This window comes from Flavobacteriales bacterium (genome assembly GCA_016700415.1).
Classification (GTDB): Bacteria; Bacteroidota; Bacteroidia; order Flavobacteriales_F; family PHOS-HE28; genus PHOS-HE28.
Map to the genome: position 1 here is coordinate 1,921,120 of CP065018.1, position 19,787 is coordinate 1,940,906.

At 59.5% G+C, this 19,787-nt stretch carries 16 protein-coding genes, 1 tRNA gene and 1 pseudogene; 9 read left to right on the forward strand and 9 right to left on the reverse strand.

The features are described from left to right. Nucleotides 1-127: 127 nt before the first annotated feature. The 5 genes from IPP95_08075 to IPP95_08095 are packed head-to-tail and all read right to left on the reverse strand — an operon-like array spanning nt 128 to nt 4,347. Nucleotides 128-1,438, reverse strand: a complete 1,311-nt coding sequence (locus IPP95_08075) for an HlyC/CorC family transporter (protein ID QQS74148.1) — start codon at nt 1,436-1,438, stop codon at nt 128-130. A gap of 48 nt (nt 1,439-1,486) precedes the next feature. Next, nucleotides 1,487-1,714, reverse strand: coding sequence for a hypothetical protein (locus tag IPP95_08080; GenBank protein QQS74149.1), 228 nt, complete (start codon nt 1,712-1,714; stop codon nt 1,487-1,489). Beyond that, complete coding sequence (gene lptC / locus IPP95_08085) at nt 1,714-2,244, reverse strand: LPS export ABC transporter periplasmic protein LptC (protein ID QQS74150.1); 531 nt, start codon at nt 2,242-2,244, stop codon at nt 1,714-1,716. Before lptC ends, IPP95_08080 begins: the two co-directional genes overlap by 1 nt. 38 nt (nt 2,245-2,282) lie before the next feature. Beyond that, nucleotides 2,283-3,635, reverse strand: coding sequence for a hypothetical protein (locus tag IPP95_08090; protein ID QQS74151.1), 1,353 nt, complete (start codon nt 3,633-3,635; stop codon nt 2,283-2,285). After that, complete coding sequence (locus tag IPP95_08095; protein QQS74152.1) at nt 3,586-4,347, reverse strand: type III pantothenate kinase; 762 nt, start codon at nt 4,345-4,347, stop codon at nt 3,586-3,588. The genes IPP95_08090 and IPP95_08095 overlap by 50 nt, the downstream gene beginning before the upstream one ends. A 69-nt stretch (nt 4,348-4,416) precedes the next feature. Here IPP95_08095 and IPP95_08100 point away from each other — a divergent pair. Next, a tRNA-Phe gene (locus tag IPP95_08100) sits at nt 4,417-4,489 on the forward strand. A 47-nt stretch (nt 4,490-4,536) separates the two neighbouring features. On the opposite strand, the gene IPP95_08105 is transcribed toward IPP95_08100, so the two are convergent. Then, nucleotides 4,537-5,124 (reverse strand): HD domain-containing protein, encoded by a 588-nt coding sequence (locus tag IPP95_08105; GenBank protein QQS71165.1) that lies wholly within the window; start codon nt 5,122-5,124, stop codon nt 4,537-4,539. A 237-nt stretch (nt 5,125-5,361) separates the two neighbouring features. On the opposite strand from IPP95_08105, the gene IPP95_08110 reads away from it, so the two are divergent. Continuing rightward, nucleotides 5,362-6,321, forward strand: a complete 960-nt coding sequence (locus tag IPP95_08110; GenBank protein ID QQS71166.1) for a HAMP domain-containing histidine kinase — start codon at nt 5,362-5,364, stop codon at nt 6,319-6,321. After that, a complete protein-coding gene (locus tag IPP95_08115) occupies nt 6,318-7,841 on the forward strand; it encodes a 2,3-bisphosphoglycerate-independent phosphoglycerate mutase (protein ID QQS71167.1) in 1,524 nt (507 codons plus the stop codon). The genes IPP95_08110 and IPP95_08115 overlap by 4 nt, the downstream gene beginning before the upstream one ends. 65 nt (nt 7,842-7,906) lie before the next feature. On the opposite strand, the gene IPP95_08120 is transcribed toward IPP95_08115, so the two are convergent. Beyond that, entirely contained in the window at nt 7,907-9,550 is a 1,644-nt protein-coding gene (locus tag IPP95_08120) for a choice-of-anchor L domain-containing protein (GenBank protein QQS71168.1), read from the reverse strand. Then, complete coding sequence (locus IPP95_08125) at nt 9,547-12,204, reverse strand: choice-of-anchor L domain-containing protein (protein QQS71169.1); 2,658 nt, start codon at nt 12,202-12,204, stop codon at nt 9,547-9,549. Before IPP95_08125 ends, IPP95_08120 begins: the two co-directional genes overlap by 4 nt. A gap of 159 nt (nt 12,205-12,363) precedes the next feature. Between IPP95_08125 and IPP95_08130 the strand changes: the two genes are divergently transcribed. Next, complete coding sequence (locus tag IPP95_08130; protein ID QQS71170.1) at nt 12,364-13,734, forward strand: dipeptidase; 1,371 nt, start codon at nt 12,364-12,366, stop codon at nt 13,732-13,734. Nucleotides 13,735-13,925: 191 nt separating this feature from the next. Beyond that, on the forward strand, nt 13,926-14,378 hold the full coding sequence (locus tag IPP95_08135) for an LEA type 2 family protein (GenBank protein ID QQS71171.1): 453 nt from the start codon (nt 13,926-13,928) through the stop codon (nt 14,376-14,378). A gap of 6 nt (nt 14,379-14,384) precedes the next feature. Here the strand turns inward: IPP95_08135 and IPP95_08140 are convergent, their stop codons facing one another. Beyond that, on the reverse strand, nt 14,385-14,984 hold the full coding sequence (locus tag IPP95_08140) for a hypothetical protein (protein QQS71172.1): 600 nt from the start codon (nt 14,982-14,984) through the stop codon (nt 14,385-14,387). Between the two features lie 95 nt (nt 14,985-15,079). Here IPP95_08140 and IPP95_08145 point away from each other — a divergent pair. The 4 genes and pseudogenes from IPP95_08145 (at nt 15,080) to IPP95_08160 (ending at nt 19,773) form a co-directional block, all read left to right on the forward strand. Next, nucleotides 15,080-17,095, forward strand: a pseudogene (locus IPP95_08145) (thioredoxin domain-containing protein). Continuing rightward, entirely contained in the window at nt 17,092-17,991 is a 900-nt protein-coding gene (locus IPP95_08150; protein ID QQS71173.1) for a hypothetical protein, read from the forward strand. Before IPP95_08145 ends, IPP95_08150 begins: the two are co-directional and overlap by 4 nt. A gap of 35 nt (nt 17,992-18,026) precedes the next feature. Continuing rightward, a complete protein-coding gene (locus tag IPP95_08155; GenBank protein ID QQS71174.1) occupies nt 18,027-18,569 on the forward strand; it encodes an inorganic diphosphatase in 543 nt (180 codons plus the stop codon). Nucleotides 18,570-18,588: 19 nt separating this feature from the next. Beyond that, entirely contained in the window at nt 18,589-19,773 is a 1,185-nt protein-coding gene (locus IPP95_08160; GenBank protein ID QQS71175.1) for an MFS transporter, read from the forward strand. The last annotated feature ends 14 nt before the right edge of the window (nt 19,774-19,787 follow it).

Consider the following 19,787-nt stretch of genomic DNA (forward strand, 5'->3'; position numbering starts at 1 on the left):
GGTTCCGGGACGGGGCCCTTTCACGGGATCCCGCACTTCAACTGCATTTCCTCCTGTTCGCCGAACCTGAAGAAGTGCGTTATACACCGTTGGAGGTGGACACCTCATCGGCGATCGGAATAGGAGGTTATTGCTTTTGTTCCTCCTTGGGCGGCGCACCCTCCGTGAAGCCTTCCTCCACGTCCTTCACCAGCAGGTTCACCAGGTCGATCCGGCCGTGTGATACGTTCGTGACAGTGAAACGGAAGGGCCCGTCGTCCACGATCTCACCCGGCTCGGGCACGGTGCCGGTGCGGTGCATGATGTAGCCCGCCAGCGTGTCGTATTCCTCGCTTTCCGGCAGGTTGAGCCCGTACTCCTCGGCCAGGTGCTCCACCTCCAAGCGCGCACTGAACACGAATTCAGTGGGACCTATGCGTTCCTCCACTGAATCCTCATCGTCGTGCTCATCCTCAATGTCCCCCACGATGGTCTCCACCACGTCCTCGATGGTGAGCATGCCTGCCGTGCCGCCGAATTCGTCCACGACCACCGCGATGTGGGTTCGTTCCTTCGTGAAAAGCTTAAGCACCTCGTCGGCCGGCATAGTGCCGGGAATGAAGTTCACCGGGCGCAGCACCGCGCGGATGCTGCGAGGCCTTTTGAACATCTCATAGCTGTGTACATAGCCGATGATGTTGTCGATGCCGTCCTTATGGATGAGCAGCTTAGTGAGCCCCGTGGCCAGAAATCGCTTGCTCAGTTCCGCGATCGGCTCCTCCACGTCCAGTGCTTCGATCTCCGCACGGGGCACCATCACATCGCGCACCTTGGTGTTGCTCAGCTCCAGCGTATTGCGGAAATATTCCACCTCGGCGTCCACCTCCTTGTCCGAGGACGTGGGCTCGCTCACCTCCTGTAGAAAGGCATCGAGGTCGATGCGCCCAAAGCCTGCCTTGCCCAAATTGGGCTTCACCCCGAAAAGGCGCAGGATCCCTTCGCTGATCGTGGTAAGCAGCACCGTGGGCAGCCAGAGGACCATATAAATGAGCCCGAGGGGCAACGCAAAAACGCTGAGCACGCCGTTGGGATCGAGGCGGAAGAGGGCTTTGGGCAGGAATTCGCTCACCACCAAAATAAGCAGGGTGCTCAGGATCGTCTGCATCACCAGTACAAAGCCTTCATGCGGATATAGCGCACGCAGGCCGGGTTCCAGCAGATGGGCCATCACGATACCGTAGGCCACCAATGCGATGGTATTGCCCACGAGCAACGCACTGATCACCCGGGCGGGCTTTTCCATCAAGGAAGCGACGATCTTGGCCCAGAGCGCGCCTTGTTTCCGCTGTAGCTCGATGTAGAGCTTGTTGCTGCTCACCAACGCGATCTCCAAGCCGGAGCACAGGGCGGATGTGACCATGGCCAATAGCAACATGGTCAGGTCAGGGGCGTTCAACATCGGGCCCCTGAACTTAGAAACAATTCCGCGGTGCGACCGCGCCAACTATCACCGTCCATCAGGCTCCTCTTCGATGCGTCGCTGCTCCGTCCAACGGGCCATCCTGCCGCGCATGAAGCGCCTATAACCGAACATGGCGGAGCACACGGCCGGGAAGAGCAGCCAGACCTTGCCGGCCTCCCAACCATGGACATATAGCACATATGCCGCCCAGCCTGCGGTGAGCACCGCCAAGACCAGCCAGAACATCTCCATGAAACGCGCGATCCTTTCCATCAATTGGTCTGGTTCATTGGTGCCAAGGTATCGCTCCGGTCGATGAAAAGCGTACCGGTGATCTTCCGGATGGTGTACCGGCTGAAATCCTGTGCCGCGTCCAAGCCTTGCCCATAGATGATATCCCGCGCCCGGGTGACCTTCACGGGCCGGTCCGTGTACACCCGGCCACTGTCCCGGCTCCAGATCAATTGCTCGGTTTCGAGCCTTTCTCCCTTCGCATTGATGAAGACCACCTGTTCCTCCACCACCATGCGGTTCCGTTCCTGCTGGATCTCGCCCCGGCGCGCCGTCAGTTGGCTACCCGCATTCCCTGTAGTATCGAAGAAGGTGAGTTCAACGCCATCGGTCATCTCCGTGCGGGGGTGTTCACCGTTGAATTCGGAGATGGTGCCCGCCCTCACCCGGTTACGCACGACCCCGCTGTCGGAGTAGAGGTATTCCGCACCGGTGGTGATCCGGTCCGGGCCATTGGCCGGCACTTCTATGGCGGCCACGCGGTCCAGATCGTTCTTGCAGGCCAGGAACAAGCAAGTTGTCGCGCAAAGCAGGAGTCCCCTCCAAGGCGTCATTGGATCTTGGGGGCCGTGAACCAACGTTCGCCCCGCCACGGGGTGAACGCCAATCCGACCCAGAGCGCGGCATAGCGTTCTTGGACCAGACCATTGTCCGTGGAACCGCGTTTTCCGAATTCCCCTCCCACATGCACCCAACTGTTCGTTTGCATCGCGTTCAGGGGAAAGGAGATGCCGACCGTTGCGGCATCTCCGGACAAGCCCAGCCCGCGGACCTCCTGCGGTGCATCGGTATGCCGATAGCCCATGCGGTACACCGCACGGTGCAGGATATTCCCCTCCACGGCAGGTTGAAAGCGCACCGCGGCGGCGGAGGTGAGCGCACTTCGCAAGGCAGCGGGCAGACCGTACCCCGGAACATCAACTCGTACAGCGCTCCAGTCCTGTTGCTTCACTTCCGCGGTGAAGGCCCATCGTGCGTTCTGAACGCCAAAGCCGAGGCCGAACGCAACCGGAAGGTCAACTTGGCCTTTTACCCCTTGATCATTGGCGGTGGTATCGCGCACATGCTCGATGTTCGAGTTCACGGTATATGTGGTGACCAAGTTTGTATACCTGGCCGAGAAATTGGTCGGCAGGTTGACGGAGGCACCGACCGACCAACGCCAATTATCCGCATCCTTCACCTTCTTCTTGGTGAGGTCGCCCTGCCAGAGCAGGCTGGCATCCGCCGTGGGTGCGCGCAGGACCAGGGAGGTGAAAGCCCTTGTGTTGTAATACCCCGCGTTCGGGTCATACACGGCATCCCGGGTCTGTTCAATGCTTCCGAAGACGAAGTTGAAATCGGCGCCAAAGCGGACTTGCATGCCCCTATTACCCACGGAATCGGCCCGCTGGCCATGGAGGGTGCGCCCGAGTCCGACGAAAGCACGGTCGAGCCCACCGCTTCCCTTGTATTCATATTTCACGTCCCCACCGTCGAAGGCCACCTCACGGGCGGTGGAATAGCTCACGTCGCTGAAGGGTGTTAGCCCCATGGCCAGACCCCATTTCCCATTTGCAAAAGGAACGCCGATGCTGAACCCCGTGAAATTCGCGTCATTGCCGGAAGCGCTTTTCACCGAAGAGGAGGAACGGGTGGAACGAAAGGCGATGCCGGCCTCGAAGACCGGTCTCGCGAGCGCCGAATAGCTTGCCGGGTTTCCCAGCAACACGCTATACGGCTCGGTAATGGCAAGACCGGTCCCGGCCATCAGAGCCTGCGAGACCTGTCCTGTCGGCAGGAGGTCTCCGAACCCATAGGCGCTGTATGGGGAATCACCGTTACCCTGAGCGGAAGCCGTGGCAAGGCCGAGGTCAAGGACCAACAACAGGGCTGCGGTCCGGATGAAAGTGCGAAAGTGCATGTAGGCCGATAAGTGTCAACGTAGGGTGCGCAAAGATGCCGCTTTTCAGCGCCCTGGCGAACCGAAGTGCGTCACCACCGGTGAGCACAACGGCCAAGCCGGGGTGTTGTTGCCTGAGAACAGCGATGTGGCCCTGCAATTCCATGAGCAGGCCATGATGAACGCCTGCTGCAAGGCTGGATGCGGTATCCGTGCCCAAAAGTGGCGGATCCTCCTCCGGTCCCACCTCGGGAAGCCTTGCGCTGTACGTATGCATGGCCCGTGCCCTCATGCGCATGCCCGGGGAGATGATGCCGCCTTGGTGCACGGCCAGTTCGTCCACCAGGTCGTAGGTGATACAGGTGCCGAGGTCGATGACCACTACGGACCGCCGGGGAAAGAGCAAGGCCGCACCGGCAATATTCGCCAAGCGGTCCACACCTATGGCAGCAGCTGCGGCGTACAGGCTTCGAACGGGTGACGGGGAGTTGCCGGCGATCTCCACGACGGGTGCTATGCGGCTGAGTGCTGCCAAGAACTTTTCATCCGGGGCCGCGACCGATCCGATCGCGATCTGGCCGGGCGGCCCTTCCGTTATGAACCGTTCCACTGCAGCGATATCGCCATGAGAGGCCACGGTCCGGGCAGTGACCTTCCCGGCCGCAAAAAGTCCCATCTTCATGCGGGAGTTCCCCACATCGATCACCAGTTCGTACGGCAGATGCTTGACCATGGGTCCGACCAGCTATATTTGCCGCCCCTCAGCGCGGTTCCAGCCCGCAAAGATGGCAACGATCTCCTTGGTGCCTTAGCTCAGCTGGTAGAGCAATGGATTGAAAATCCATGTGTCCCCAGTTCGATTCTGGGAGGCACCACAGACGCGAAGCCCCCGGCCCCCCGGGGGCTTCGCCCGTTTTTTGACCTATGGATTGTCCCGCAACCATTGCCGGACCCACTCCAAGTGCTCCTGCTTCGTCGGCTCACGCAGAGCGCGTGATGTTTTGGTGAAGTAGGAGTGCTTGGAGATGAACTCCTCCTGAAGAAGGTTCCACTCCCTTCTTGTGGAAAGTGTTCCGTGGGCTTTCATCTCATTGAACAGCAGATCACCCACGAAGAAAAAATCCCTGCGACCGAGATAGTCCAGATCTGCATCGCAAAGGATCTCGCTCAACCGGCCCATTGGTTTCTGAGGGATCTTCGTGGCCATGATCATCGCGCAGATCTCCTTGATCTGATGCGCATTGTATCCGTAACCGGGCAAGTTTTCCTGTGCGACCACGCATCCACCGTGCTCATGGCTTTCCGGCTCAACAAGAAAACCCGAATCATGGTACAAAGCTGCGGTCTTCAGCAGCTCCAAGGACTCCCCCCCGACCCCTTCTTCCTCAGCGATCGTGATGGTCGAGGCGTACACATCCAAGGTGTGCTCAAACGAATGGTATGTGCGATCGATCGGCAGCCCGACACGCAATTCCGCGAGAATGAAGGCCTTAGCCGCTTGGTGGTCCATCAATAAAACCTGAGTGCAATGTAAGTCCCTCCGAAGAATCTCATTAAAATACCTTCAATGGATCATTTTCATCCTTCTGATCGACCCCAAGTGGATCATATGGATCGTTCGGAGATCGAAGATCCGGTCCTAATGTAGCGCATAGAAAGGGGACCGGGGCCGGGACGGGGTTCCTGTGTGGACTTCGGGGAGTTCAGGTCGGAAACCATTCGCGCGGCCAACACATATTTTTGGCCCATGGCCCGCCACGCCCCCCGCACGCCGGTGCTGCTCTTCGGATTTCTGGCCTTCTACATCCTGTTGCAGTCGGTCTGGTGGATGTGGCTCCTACTGAGCAAGGACAGGGACATCATCGCCCTTCAGCAGCAATTGATCTCTGAGGGGATGATCCCACATTTACCGGTGCGGTTGCCAAAGCATACGCTGATGATGGTGATGGGCGAAGGACTGGTCTTCCTGATCCTCTTGTTGCTGGCCCTGTGGGTCACTTTCCGCACCCTGCGCCAAGAGCTGTCGCTCGCCCGTCAACAGCGCGATTTTCTCATGTCGGCAAGCCACGAACTGCGTACCCCAATCGCTGCGCTGAAACTGCATCTCCAGACCCTTCAACGACAGGACCTGGACGCCGGGCGGCGCGAGACGCTTTCACACAATGCACGCCATGACGTTGAGCGCCTTCACCTGCTCGCCGAACGGATCCTGTTGGCCAGCCGTTTGGAGGAACATGCGGTGCAGCCTCAACTGGACCTGGTGGACCTGGCCAAGGAATCACGCCTGTTGATCGAAGAGGCCCGGGCGACGTATGGCCGCGACCATCCGATCGAAGCACGGCTTCCGGATGCGGCAGTATTGCGTACCGATGCCGCTGCCTTCCGATCCGTATTGGACAACCTTTTGGAGAACGCCTGCAAATATGCCCCCCATGGCTCACCGGTGACCGTGGAAATAAAATCCTTGGACCATGCCACACAGCTTCGAGTAAGCGATGGGGGTCCGGGGATCGCCGATGTGGACCGGCAGCGCATCTTCCAGAAATTTGTCCGTGGCGGCAATGAGGAGGTCCGCGCGACCAAGGGCACGGGTTTAGGACTGTTCATCGTTGGCCGCCTGATGAAGGGGCTTGGCGGTCACGTGGAATTCGCTCCCGTCCTTCCGCACGGATCTACCTTCACGGCCACATTCCCGAACCGCGCATGACCGAGAGCAAGGCCGCATTGATCATTCTGGACGGCTGGGGCATCGGTGCCGGGGACGGTACCGACGCCATTGCACAGGCCGACACACCGTTCATCGACAGTCTCTTTCGCACAGCGCCCCACGCCCGCCTGCGCACCGATGGTGAACATGTGGGACTCCCTCCCGGCCAGATGGGGAACAGCGAAGTAGGGCACCTGAACATCGGCGCGGGCCGGGTGGTGTACCAGGACCTGGTCCGGATCGATCTCTCGATCGCCGATGGATCTCTGGGGAAAAATGCCGTGCTCCAAGAGGCGTTCACTGCTGCTTCGGCACCCGGCAGGAGACTCCATCTGCTTGGGCTGGTCGGCAACGGCGGGGTACATGCATCAAGCGCTCATCTGGTCGCGCTCTGCAAACTGGCGGCTACCGCCGGACTGAAGGACATCTTCATCCATGCCATCACGGACGGGCGCGACACGGATCCCCGGAGCGGCCTTGGCTTCATCCAACAGTTGGAGCAGGATATTGCCGGCACACCGGCACGGATAGCGTCGATCTGCGGCCGCTACTATGCCATGGACCGTGACAAGCGCTGGGAGCGCATCAAAAAAGCCTACGACCTGTTGGTGCAAGGCCGGGGCGATCGTGCGCCGAGCGCCAGCTGGGCCATCGAAGCGAGCTACGCAAAAGGCATCACCGACGAGTTCATCGAGCCGTGCGCGATCGTAGGCACGGACCAGCGGCCGTTGACGCACATCCACCCGGACGATGTGGTGATCTGCTTCAACTTCCGGACCGACAGGTGCCGTGAGATCACGGAAGCACTGACCCAACAGGCTTTCCCGGAACAGGACATGAGCCCCTTGCCGCTTCACTATGTGACCATGACCCAATATGACCACCGCTTCAAGGGGGTGAAGGTGCTCTTCAGAAAGGATGACCTGGCGATGACCCTGGGAGAAGTGGTCTCAAAGGCCGGGGGTGCCCAGGTACGTCTAGCGGAGACCGAGAAGTATCCGCACGTCACGTTCTTTTTCAGCGGAGGGCGCGAGCAGCCTTTCATTGGTGAACGCCGGACCGTGGTGCCCTCGCCCAAGGTGGCCACCTATGACCTACAGCCTGAGATGAGCGCTGAAGGCGTGACCCAGGCCGCCGTGGCCGAAGTGAAGGCCGGCGATGCACGCCTGATGGTGTTGAATTTTGCCAACCCGGACATGGTGGGCCATACCGGCGTGTTCCCTGCGATCGTGAAAGCCGTTGAGACCGCCGATAGCTGTACCCAACGTGTGGTGGAGGCCGGTCGGGCCAAGGGCTGGTCCTTCGTCATCATCGCCGATCATGGCAATGCGGACAAGGCCGTGAACCCGGACGGGTCGCCGAACACAGCGCACACGCTCAATCCGGTCCCTGTCTTCGTGCTCACCGACCGGACGGTCCAGGTACACGACGGCATCCTGGCCGATGTGGCGCCCACATTACTGGATCTGATGGAGATCGAGCAGCCCAAGGAAATGACCGGGCGGAGCTTGATCGGGTAGAGCCTTCGTCCGATCAATTCCTCTGTTTTCAGCGGTTCCTTCAAAAGAGGCCCGGCAACGGAGGTCTACTTGCTCCCCAGCACTTGCAGGTGTCCGTGGTAATCCTTGTCCAATACGCGGATGGCATAAAAGTAGACGCCGTCGTTCAGGTCGGTCGCGGAGAAATTGTTCCGATAGTTGTGGGTGTTCAGCACTTGCTTGCCCCAGCGGTCCCAGATCTGCACCTGATTATCCCGTCCCTCTATGCCCTCCACCACGAACTTGTCATTGTGCCCATCTCCGTTCGGGGTGATCACATTGGGGATAATGACCTGACAGCCATCATCCACATGGATATCCATACTTACGGTCTTGGGGCATTGATCGGTGGCTGACACCGTGTACGTACCGCTTTCCATGCCTGGCACATAGATGTGGTCGGAGTACAAGGCATCACCCCATACCATGGATGTGCTTCCAAAACCACCGCTCACGCTGGCGTAAATGGGAACCGAATCCTGATCGCAGTGCAGCAGGACGGGTGATGGGCTATTGATCTCCATGGGCGTGTAATCCAGAATCGCCAAGATCACGGAGTTGATGAGCGAATCACCACAAGCATTCACCATGAACACGTTCATGATGACGGTCTCCACGCCTTCGGTGATACCGTCCTCCATGGCTTCAAAAGGAAGCACGACCGAATCCTGACCGGCGGGTATGACCGCAGGGTTGGGCATTGGACCAAAATCCACGCCGGGCGTGGCGGTGCCGGTAAAGAAATAGTCAATGGTAAAAGTACTGTCCGTGCCGGCCGGGCGATAGATGGTGAAATGGCCGCCCAAGCATCCCTCCGCAGCTGTGCCATCCCCGTTGAGGGTGCTGGCGGTCAACGTTGGGAGCACATTGGACTGGAAGCTTCCGGCCTGAAGGAACACGGCGGAGTTATAACCGCTGTCGCCGGCATCCCCGATGGCCAGCTTGATGTGGTATGTCTCCCCACAGGTCACCCCTGCTTCGGCCCGCAGCACGGTGGTGAAACCGTTGAGGGCGATCGTGGTCCCATTGGCATTGCTAACATAATAGGCTTGGTTTGCCGGTGTGCAGCTCGCGTTCTCGGACCCGTGGATGTTGGCGATGCTCACCGGAAGAGCGGTCCCCGGGACCAAGGCGATGTTGACGGCATTGTCGGTGTACGGTCCAGTAATCCCGGGGCCGCTCAGGAAGAAGCCGAAGACATCATTAAAGTTAGGGCTGCAATTGAAGTTGGGGTATTCTTCTGAACCGAAAACGTAGTTGAATTTCAGCGAATCGCCGCTGGGAATGAAATCGAATTCGAGCACGGCCTTATCATAGATGGTGTTGCCCGGGCTTGTGATCGCCAAGAGGTCCGGATCGGAGCCTGTGTCCAAAGGATCACTACCGAAATCGGAAGCCGGACCCGGTACGGAGGTGGCCAACCCCGAAGAAAGGATCAAGCCTGCGTTCAACCCAAGGTTCGTTGAATTCCCGTTGGTGAATGAACCGGAGCCGTCCTGTGGCACGGTCACGGCCACACCGTTGTACGTGACATTGGAAATGACCACGCCCCCCCCTACCAAGACGTTCTGAACAAGCGCGGCCGGGGTCATGGCCGTGTTCACGTTCAGCTGTGCCATTGCCGGAACCACAGCAGTTCCGGCCAGGAATAGGACCAGGTCACGCATCATGAAGGATCGATCGAATGTCATCTGCCGTTGGTACCGCGCACCAAGGTAACATATCCGTACTTCTCGTTGGCTTCGTAATAGTGGCCCTTTGCCCGGTATTTGTACACGTACACACCGGTTGTCGCATCCGTGCCCCCGTTGACCTTTCCGTCCCATGGTGTGTTGATGTCCTCAGTTTCGAACACCACATGGCCCCATCGGTCAAAGATGGTCATCTGGAATTCGCTTACCGAGGAGTATACCGGGAAGAAGACATCATTGATCCCATCACCGTCCGGCGTGAAGGCATTTGGGAAGAAGAGCGTTCCCGGAGGCTTGATCAGCAGGCTGTCCACCGCTTTGCACCCTTCCTCGCTCACCGTGTGCAGGGTGACCCAGTGGTCCTCCAGGTCGGTGTAACTGTGGGTCACCGAGGTGGCCTTCACATGGGTGCCGTCCCCCAGGTCCCAGATCATCACGGGCACGAAGTACGGGTAGGTGGAGGCTTGGAACAGCCAATCGTCCTGGCCTAGGTTAGAGATCAGGATCTGCGCCGTGGGGTGTTGAACGGTCACGTTGGTGACCGCACTGATGAACTCCCCGCAACGATCGAACACGTCCACCGTGAAGGTGGCGTCCTGATCGCCGGTGTACTTCAGTTGGGGGTCGCTCCATCCCCAGCCCTCCCAATCAATGGTATGCACTCCGGATCCGCCGGTGATATTGGCCCACAGGGTGATGGAATCCCCGGCACAAATGGTGCTGTCCGGGGTGAGGTCGACCAAGAACGGCGCATAGTGTGGGATGAAGGTGGTGAACAAGCTGTCCGCTACATAGCCGCACTGATCATGCACGCTCAGGGTGTATGAGGCATTCGCGGGCACGCCCACCAACAGGGTGTCCGCCGTGCTCAAGACCGCGCCGGTGTCATTCGCCCAAGAGAAGCTGTACACCCCGTTGCCGCCGGTTACATCCCGTGGGAACAGCAGAACCGAATCGCCGGTACAGAACACGGTGCTGTCCCAGGACAGGATCTGGATATCTGGTAAAGGTGCAGTGCTCACCAGCACGGAATCAGAGGCCAAATGCAAGCAGCCGTCAATCGCGGTGACCACATACCAGATGGGATCGCTGGCAGGGACGTTGAGGGTCGTCCCGATCCCGGCCAATGTGCCGTTCTGGGTCCAGGCATAGTTGTAGGCCCCGTTGCCACCGACGGTATTTACCACGCTGATATCCGCGTTGCCTAGGCAAGGTATGGCGGTGTCCGGGCTAGCAGTGACGACTATCGGCGCATACGCCGGAATGAACACGGTTATGCTGTCCTGCACCGGCAACACACTGCACGTATCGGTCACCGTCACGTAAAAGGTCGTAGTGGTTTCCACGGAGACATTGATCGTCGGGGTGATCTCCCCGGTGTTCCAGAGATAGTGGTACTCACCTGCGCCGGCGGAAACCACCGGGCCGATGTCATAGGATTGGCCACAAGCGCCGTTCACATCATTGGTGACCACTTGCAAGGGAGGATATTGATCAATATAGAAAACGTAGTTGTTGACCACTTGGGTCCCGCTGCAAACGATGTTCTGGGTAATGTTGATCGTCAGCGTCTCGATACCGTCGGCATCATAGGGTACGGTAAGCGGAATAGTGATCACCGTGTCCCCGGGCTGGTAGATGAGCTGTGTGGGGATGGGCGGGTAGTAGTCCACCCCGGAGGTCGCCGTACCGCCGATCACGACATCCACGGTGTCCACGTTAGTGGTATCCCCCATCCGGAAGAAATTGAAGGGAATGATGCCGCAGCCCTCGAACATGGTGGTATCGTTCACGCCGATAATTACATTGCCGGTGGTCAGTGACGGCACGATCTGACCGGTGCTCGTAAAGCTGCCCGCTTCCAGGAACACCCCGGAATCGAAACCCGAATCCCCTGCATCGCAAATAGCCAATTTGATGTGGTAGGACTGTCCGCATTGCACCTGCGCCCGTGCCTGCAGGATCGTGGTAAAACCATTATAAACCACCGTGGTACCGCTCTGGTTGTCCACATAGTATTGGGCATTGGCCGGAGCGCAGCTTGCATTCTGGTCCCCATGGATGTTCGCGATGCTGACGGGAAGTGTCGTTCCCGGCACCACCGCGATATTCATGGCATTGTTGGTAAAGGGCCCGGTAATTCCGGGACCGCTGATGAAGAACCCGAACACATCGTTGTACTGGGGCGAGCAGTTGAAGGAGGAATACTCCTCCGATCCGAACACGTAGTTGAATTTCACCGAATCGCCGGTGGGGATGAAGTCGAACTCCAACACGGCGCGGTCGTTGCTCTCCGGGAAGGTGGGGTTGAGCGCGGAAATGATGGACAACAGGTCGGGATCGGACCCCGTGCCGTTGTCGTCGCTGGAAAAGTCGCTGGCGGGCGCGGCTATGCTGCTGGCGAGACCGGACGACAGGATGATCCCGGCATCAAGGCCCAGATTGGAACTTACCGTGGTGAAGGAGCCACTACCGTCCTGCGCGGTGCCTACCGCGACCCCGTTGTAGGTGATGTTGCTCACGGACACACCTCCCCCCAGCAGGACATTCTGGACCAGCTGCGTCGGGGTCATGCTGGAACTCACGTTCAATTGGGCCTGCACTAGACCGAAGGACAGTGATAGGGCGGCGAAAAAGGCGGCACGTATGTTCATAGCTGGATGGTCGTGTTGGGCAAGATAAGGCTGCTTCCGTGATGACCCGAAAGCAGCCCCACCGGTTGCCTCAGTCCCGTTCCGGGGCAACATTTCTTCACGGAAAGGCCCAATAGCCGCCTCCTATCTTTGGCGCGATCATTAAAATCCATCAGCACTATGGCATCCGTGGAAGAGCATATCGAGACCAACAAGGACCGATTCCTCAATGAACTCCTCGACCTGCTAAGGATACCGAGCGTGAGCGCCGACCCCAAGTACAAGGCCGACGTGGCCCGGTGTGCCGAGAAGGTGAAGACGCGCATGGAGGAGGCCGGGCTGGAGAAAGTGGAGGTCTGCCCCACCAAGGGCCACCCCATCGTCTATGGTGAAAAGATCATCGACCCGGCCAAGCCCACCGTGCTGGTCTACGGCCATTATGATGTGCAACCGCCCGACCCGTTGGACCTGTGGGACAGCCCGCCCTTCGAGCCGGTGGTGAAGGACGGCGTGATCTACGCCCGCGGCAGCGCTGATGACAAGGGCCAGTTCTACATGCACGTGAAGGCGGTGGAGGCCATGGTAAAGACCGGCAACCTGCCCTGCAACGTGAAGATGATGATCGAGGGCGAGGAGGAGGTGGGATCGAGCAACCTCGGCACTTTCGTGAAGGAGAACAAGGAGAAATTGGCCGCGGACGTGGTGTTGATCAGTGACACATCGATGATCGCCAACGACGTGCCCAGCATCAACACGGGCCTGCGTGGACTGGCCTACCTGGAAGTGGAAGTGGTCGGCCCGAACAGGGACCTGCACAGCGGCGTTTACGGCGGCGCGGTGGCCAATCCCATCCATGTGCTCTGCGAAATGATCGCCAGCCTGCACGATGAGGACCAACGCATCAACATTCCGGGTTTTTATGAAGCGGTGCAGGAACTCAGCGACGCTGAGCGGAAGGAACTGGCCAAAGCGCCCTTCGACGAAAAGGAATACATGAATGAACTTGGCGTGAAGGCGGTCCGCGGTGAGAAAGGCTACACCACGGCAGAGCGCTGCACCATACGGCCCACGCTGGACGTGAACGGCATCTGGGGCGGCTACATCGGTGAGGGCGCCAAGACCGTGCTCGCCTCCAAGGCCAGCGCCAAGATCAGTATGCGCTTGGTGCCAAACCAGAAGAGCGCCGCCATCACCAAGCTCTTCAGCGACCATTTCAAGAAGATCGCACCGCCCTACGTCACCGTCACCGTGAACCCCCACCACGGCGGCGAAGCGGCGGTAACGCCCACCGACAGCATCGCTTACAAAGCGGCGAGCAAGGCCATGGAGGAGGCCTTTGGCAAAAAGCCGATCCCCACGCGCGGCGGCGGCAGCATCCCCATCGTGGCGCTCTTCGAGGAGGAACTGGGGCTGAAGACCATCCTCTTCGGCTTCGGCCTGGACAGCGACAACATCCACAGCCCGAACGAGCATTACGGTGTGTTCAACTACATGAAGGGCATTACCACCATTCCGAAGTTCTACCGGAATTTCGCGGAAATGAGCAAGTGAAGGGAAGAGAAACCACAGAGACACCGAGGCACAGAGGCATTGGGTGACTGATAGGCCGCTGAGGCGCAGAGACGCGGAGAACTGTGATCAGTGATCGGACGGCGCCAACTGCTACTGCCAACTGCAACACTGTTGCTCTCGTTTCAGCTTTCAGGTTTCCACTTTCAAGTTCCGGCTCTCAAGTTTTCAAAATGGCAAACCATCTTCTCGCCCTCCTCTCCATAGCTCTCCTCACCGGCTGCGTGCGTTACAGCGAAGTGGAGATCGTAGGCGTTCAGGATGTACAGGTCACCCGCTTTGATGCGACCGGCCTGTCGGCCACCGTCACCGTGGAGGTCAACAACCCGAACAATTACCGCATCTCGGTGACGGACCCCGACGTTGACCTGTACATCAATGATGTCGCCATGGGCAAGGCCACCTTGGACAGCATGGTCACATTGGACCCAGCTAGCACCCGTACCTATGTCCTCCCGCTGCATGCCGCCTTCACCAATGGGCAAGCTGGCATGCTCCCCCTGCTAATGACGGTCGCGCTCACCGGCTCCGTGAAGTTGGGCCTCAAAGGCACGGCCGTTGGCAAGGCAGGAATGCTGCGGAAGCGCTTTCCTGTCGAGGTGGAACAGCGGGTCGACTTTCGCTGATCGCGGTCACTTCAGTTCACCTCCAAGCGCGACTCGTTCCACGGAGGTGATCACCATGTACCCGAACATTCCTTCGGCAAGCCCATAGACAACGTCCCCATGGCCTGAGGTAGCCATTGCAACGCGGTCTTTTTCCGGATCGTTCCCGAAGTCGTCAGGCCAGGGCGAATGCGGCGGTAGCGCCCGGTGCTCCTGCCAGAACGCGTGCAGGTCGAAGCCCCGTCCGGCATGCACAAGCATTTTCTGTTCCGGGCCGTGAACAAAGAAGTTCAACATCAGGCAGCCACAAAAGAGCATCGGCCCTACAGCCAGCAGGTTCAGCCAGAACCAGTCCAAGCGGTCCATCCCGAAGCGCTTTACCACCCAGCGCCGTGGCAGGAGGTTGCCCGCAAAGGCGAAGAGGGCAAGCCAACGAAAAAGCTCGGTGAAGGAGATCAGCGTGCGCTGGCCGACGGTCCAGAACAGCACGATCAATGTGAGCACGCCCACGGCCATCATCGTCGACGGCCATTGCGGCTCCGGCGGCCCGGCATCAACGGTACGTTGTTGACGAGCACGCGCGCCCGGCGGCCTCAATCGCCATCCTTCCCCGCTACTTTTATCCATTCATGCGCATCCTGATACGGGCATCGCGCGCCCTACCGTTCTACTTATACCTGCTTCCGGGCTGCGGCACCGGGCAATCACCCGTGAAAGATACCATGCACGCCCATACCAACCGGCTGATCCACGAGACCAGCCCCTACCTGCTTCAGCATGCGCACAATCCCGTGGACTGGTTCCCTTGGGGCGATGAGGCGTTCGCCAAGGCCAAGGCGGAGAACAAACCGGTACTGGTGAGCATCGGATACAGCAGTTGCCACTGGTGCCACGTGATGGAGCACGAGAGCTTCGAGGATGAAAGCGTTGCGAAACTGATGAATGACCGCTTCGTCTGCATCAAGGTGGACCGCGAGGAGCGCCCGGACATCGACCAGGTGTACATGGCCGCCGTGCAGCTGATGACCGGCAAAGGCGGCTGGCCATTGAACTGCTTCACCCTGCCGGACGGACGGCCCATGTACGGCGGCACTTATTTCCCGAAAGAGCAATGGGCACAAGTGCTCGATCAGCTCGCCGACACGTGGAAGAGCGACCCTGAAAAAGTGAAGGAGTACGCCGAAAAGCTCCATGCCGGCGTGCAGCAGAGCGAGCTGGTGGCCTTGAACACGGCACCACCGGACTTCACGCGCAAGGACGCCGAAGACCTTGCGGCGGGGTTCGCCCAGCACTTTGACACCACCTGGGGCGGCCCGGACCGTGCGCCGAAATTCCCGCTGCCCAACAACTACGAGTTCCTCTTGCGCTACGCGATCACCACCGGCGACAAGGCCATCACCAAGCAAGTGCGCCTCACCTTGGACAAAATGACCGAGGGCGGCATCTTCGACCAAGCGGGCGGCGGCTTTGCGCGCTACAGCACGGACGAACGCTGGAAGGCGCCGCACTTCGAGAAGATGCTGTATGACAACGCGCAGCTCATTTCGCTATACAGCCATGCGTACCAAGCATTTCATGAAGAGGCCTACCGCGACATCGTGGAGCGCACCATCGCCTGGGCGGAGCGGGAGATGCGATCGCCGGACGGGGCGTTCTACAGCGCATTGGACGCGGATTCCGAAGGCGAGGAAGGGCGCTACTACGTATGGACGAAGGAGGAGCTGGCCACAGCGCTGGGCGATGACACGGACTTCGCCACGGACTACTACAACGTGGGCGGCGACGGGCTTTGGGAGCACGGCCGCAACATCCTGCTGCGCAATGAAAGCGACGCGGAATTCGCGGACCGGAAAGGGATGACCTTCGGGGAATTGCGTGCAACGGTGGAACGCGTGAACTCGAAGCTGCTGGCCGCACGGGAGAAGCGCGTGCATCCAGGGCTTGATGACAAGGCGCTCACCTCTTGGAACGCGATGATGGTGACCGGCCTCTGTGATGCCTACAATGCCTTCGGCGATAGCGCGCACCTTCAACAGGCCGAACAGACCATGCGCCTGCTGCTGAAGCAATGCCGTCGCGAGGACGGCGGGCTTTGGCACAGCTTCACCAAAGGCAAGGCCAGCATCAACGGCTACTTGGAGGATTACAGCTTCACCATAGAAGCCTTGACAACGCTCTACCAGACCACCTTCGATGAAACATGGCTGAAGGAGGCGCACACCTTGGCGGAATACGCCATCGCGCACTTCCACGACGGCACGAGCGGCATGTTCTGGTTCACCAGCAACATCGACCCGCCATTGATCACGCGGCGCATGGAGGTGAACGACAATGTGATCCCCGCATCCAACTCCAGCATGGCCAAGGCGCTCTTCACCTTGGGGCACCTGTATGACGACCAGCGCATGCTCGCCACCAGCAAGCAACAACTGAACAACGTCCTGGATGCGATGGCGAGCTATCCCGGCGGCTATTCCAACTGGGCGCTGCTGTTGATGTAACATGTGTACCCGTGGTACGAGATCGCCATCACCGGGCCTGAGGCCTTGGCCCGCAGGCGGGAATTCGCAGCGCACTACATCTCAGGCCGGGTCTTCTTAGGCGGCACGGGAAAGAGCGATCTGCCGCTGCTGGAGGACAAATTCATGGGCGATGCCACCACCATCTTCGTCTGCGAGAACAAGGTGTGCCAATTGCCGGTGACCACGGTTGAACAAGCGCTCGAACAGGTGCGATGAAGAGAGTCCTTCTGCTTTCCTGCGCCGTTCTCACCGCAGTGATCGTACACGCCCAGATGCTCTTGGTGGAACCCGGTGCCGATGACCCCATGCTGCTGCGGTTCAATCCGGAGTTCATCGCGCGCAACCATGTCACAAGCGTGAAAGGCCAACTGTGGACCAAGCGGGACGGACGGCCGATGATGCCGCAGGACCGCTTCTTCCTTTACCGGTTCGGCGATGGCGGACGGCTCGGCTACTCGAACAACTCCTTCGGCAAGCCGGGTTCCGGCATCGACACGGCCAGTGTGATGTACAGTTACGGTACGAAGGGCGACCTGCTACAGGAACTGCACAACGACATCAATGGCTACTATGCCTTGCGCATGGAATACGACGGGAAGGGGCTTCCTGTGCATGTGACGAACGTGCGGATGGAGAACCTCAGCAGCGACCGGTATCGCTTCGTGGAAGGGACAAGCACCGTCATCAGCGACGAGCACTATGAATACGCCACGCTCAACGACACGACGTGGCGCAAAACCTACCTCAACGACCGCGGCCGGCCTTATCAGGAAGAGGCATTCACCAAGGACAAGCTCGGCTACCTGCGGGAGATCGAGATGCACAACCTCATCACCCAGCGGCGCGGGCGCACCACCTTTACCTATGACGGCAAGGGCAGGCTGGCGGAACGGGCGGAGCAGCCGGACCTCGGCCAGCAGTATTGGACCACCTGGACCTGGACCTATGACACCGCCGGCAACCCGCTTACGCGGGACCTTGTCCGAAATGGCGTCCTGATGCGGCACAGCGAATACCTCTACGCCGAGGGCACGCTCTTCATGAAGGCGATCATCACGAAGAACAATGAGACCGGCTTGATCGACATCGTGCGGTATGTGACGGAAAGGTGATGGAACTTTGTTCCGGCCACGAAGAACTTGCGACCATGAAATTCAATCCTTGGCACGATGTGGAACTCGGTGCGGACGCGCCGGACATAGTCAACGCTATCATCGAGATCCCGAAAGGCAGCAAGGCGAAATACGAGCTGGACAAGGCCAGCGGCATGCTGCGCCTGGACCGTGTGCTGTACTCCTCCGTCCACTATCCGGCGAACTACGGCTTCATACCGCGCACCTTAGGCGACGACCACGACCCGCTGGACATCCATGTGCTCTCACAGATCGACATCGAGCCTTTGTGCATCGTGCGCGCCAAGGTGATCGGCGTGATGCGCATGCTGGACAACGGTGAAGGCGACGACAAGCTGATCGCCGTGGCGGCGGATGACATCAGCGTGTCGCACATCACGGGCATCGCCGACCTTCCCGAACACCTCGGCTCGGAGATCATCCAGTTCTTCCGCGAGTACAAGCGCTTGGAGAACAAGACCGTGGAGGTGGACGAACTACAGGATGCGGGAATGGCGAAGACGATCCTGCGGAAAGCCATCGACGATTACAAGGCGGCCTATCCGCAAACCGCATGAGCGCCATTGGAACGGTGCGATGAAGGCCCTCACACGCACCGTCTGGGCATTGTCGCTCATCAGCCTGTTCACGGACACGGCCAGCGAGATGCTCTATCCGGTGATGCCGCTTTACCTGCGGCAGATCGGATTCTCCGTGGTCCTCATCGGCGTGCTCGAAGGCTTGGCCGAAGCCACCGCCGGCTTGAGCAAGGGCTATTTCGGGAAGCGCTCCGACCTGATGGGAAAGCGCGCTCCCTTCGTGCAATGGGGCTATGCGCTCAGCGCGGTGAGCAAGCCGATGATGGCGCTCTTTATCCTGCCGATGTGGGTGTTCTTCGCACGGACGTTGGACCGCCTCGGCAAAGGGATCCGCACCGGTGCGCGCGATGCCATGCTGAACGATGCCTCCACACCGGCCACCAAGGGCACGGTATTCGGTTTCCACCGCGGCATGGACACCTTGGGCGCAGCGATCGGACCCGCGCTGGCCTTGGTCTTCCTGCACTATCACCCGGATGATTATCTGCCGCTCTTCTTCATCGCTTTCATCCCGGGCGTGATCGCGGTGATCCTCTCGCTCACCTTGCGCGACCGTGCATGGAAGCCGAAAGCCATTTCCACAAAGGGCGGCTTCCTCTCCTTCCTCGGCTATTGGAAGACCGCGCCAGTTGCCTATCGCAAACTGGTGATCGGCCTGTTGTTTTTCGCGCTCTTCAACAGCACGGACATGTTCCTGATCCTGCGCGCGAAAACCGCCGGGCTCAGTGACAGCGGCACCATCGGCGTGTACATCTTCTACAATCTGGTGTATGCGCTGGCCGCGTTGCCGTTGGGCATGCTGGCGGACCGGATCGGGCTGAAGCGCATTTATATCTTGGGCCTTGCGCTGTTCGCTGCGGTGTATTTCGGCATGGCGCACGAGGCCGGGCTGATCTGGTACGGCGCGCTCTTCCTGCTCTACGGCCTCTACGCTGCGGCTACGGAAGGCATCTCGAAGGCGTGGATCGTCACGGTCGTTGACCCGTCGGACGGTGCCACGGCGATCGGCTTCTTCGCGGGCTTCCAGAGCCTCTGTGCGTTACTTGCAAGCTCGTTGACCGGATTGGTGTGGTATGCGTTCGGTGCGCAGGTCGCGTTCATCGCCACGGGAGGCATGGCAGTGCTGGTGCTGGTGTACATGGCTGTGTGGGTGCCTCCTGCACTCACGGTACGCGAGCGTTGAAGAACGGAGGCACT

Coding starts and splice junctions, on each gene's coding strand:
- IPP95_08105 (QQS71165.1), bottom strand. CDS start 5,124: ATGGACCACCAAGCGGCTAAGGCCTTCATTCTCGCGGAATTGCGTGTC.
- IPP95_08095 (QQS74152.1), bottom strand. CDS start 4,347: ATGGTCAAGCATCTGCCGTACGAACTGGTGATCGATGTGGGGAACTCC.
- IPP95_08125 (QQS71169.1), bottom strand. CDS start 12,204: ATGAACATACGTGCCGCCTTTTTCGCCGCCCTATCACTGTCCTTCGGT.
- IPP95_08120 (QQS71168.1), bottom strand. CDS start 9,550: ATGACATTCGATCGATCCTTCATGATGCGTGACCTGGTCCTATTCCTG.
- IPP95_08155 (QQS71174.1), top strand. CDS start 18,027: ATGAAATTCAATCCTTGGCACGATGTGGAACTCGGTGCGGACGCGCCG.
- IPP95_08135 (QQS71171.1), top strand. CDS start 13,926: ATGGCAAACCATCTTCTCGCCCTCCTCTCCATAGCTCTCCTCACCGGC.
- IPP95_08160 (QQS71175.1), top strand. CDS start 18,589: ATGAAGGCCCTCACACGCACCGTCTGGGCATTGTCGCTCATCAGCCTG.
- IPP95_08115 (QQS71167.1), top strand. CDS start 6,318: ATGACCGAGAGCAAGGCCGCATTGATCATTCTGGACGGCTGGGGCATC.
- IPP95_08090 (QQS74151.1), bottom strand. CDS start 3,635: ATGCACTTTCGCACTTTCATCCGGACCGCAGCCCTGTTGTTGGTCCTT.
- IPP95_08110 (QQS71166.1), top strand. CDS start 5,362: ATGGCCCGCCACGCCCCCCGCACGCCGGTGCTGCTCTTCGGATTTCTG.
- IPP95_08130 (QQS71170.1), top strand. CDS start 12,364: ATGGCATCCGTGGAAGAGCATATCGAGACCAACAAGGACCGATTCCTC.
- IPP95_08075 (QQS74148.1), bottom strand. CDS start 1,438: ATGTTGAACGCCCCTGACCTGACCATGTTGCTATTGGCCATGGTCACA.
- IPP95_08140 (QQS71172.1), bottom strand. CDS start 14,984: ATGGATAAAAGTAGCGGGGAAGGATGGCGATTGAGGCCGCCGGGCGCG.
- IPP95_08150 (QQS71173.1), top strand. CDS start 17,092: ATGAAGAGAGTCCTTCTGCTTTCCTGCGCCGTTCTCACCGCAGTGATC.
- IPP95_08080 (QQS74149.1), bottom strand. CDS start 1,714: ATGGAAAGGATCGCGCGTTTCATGGAGATGTTCTGGCTGGTCTTGGCG.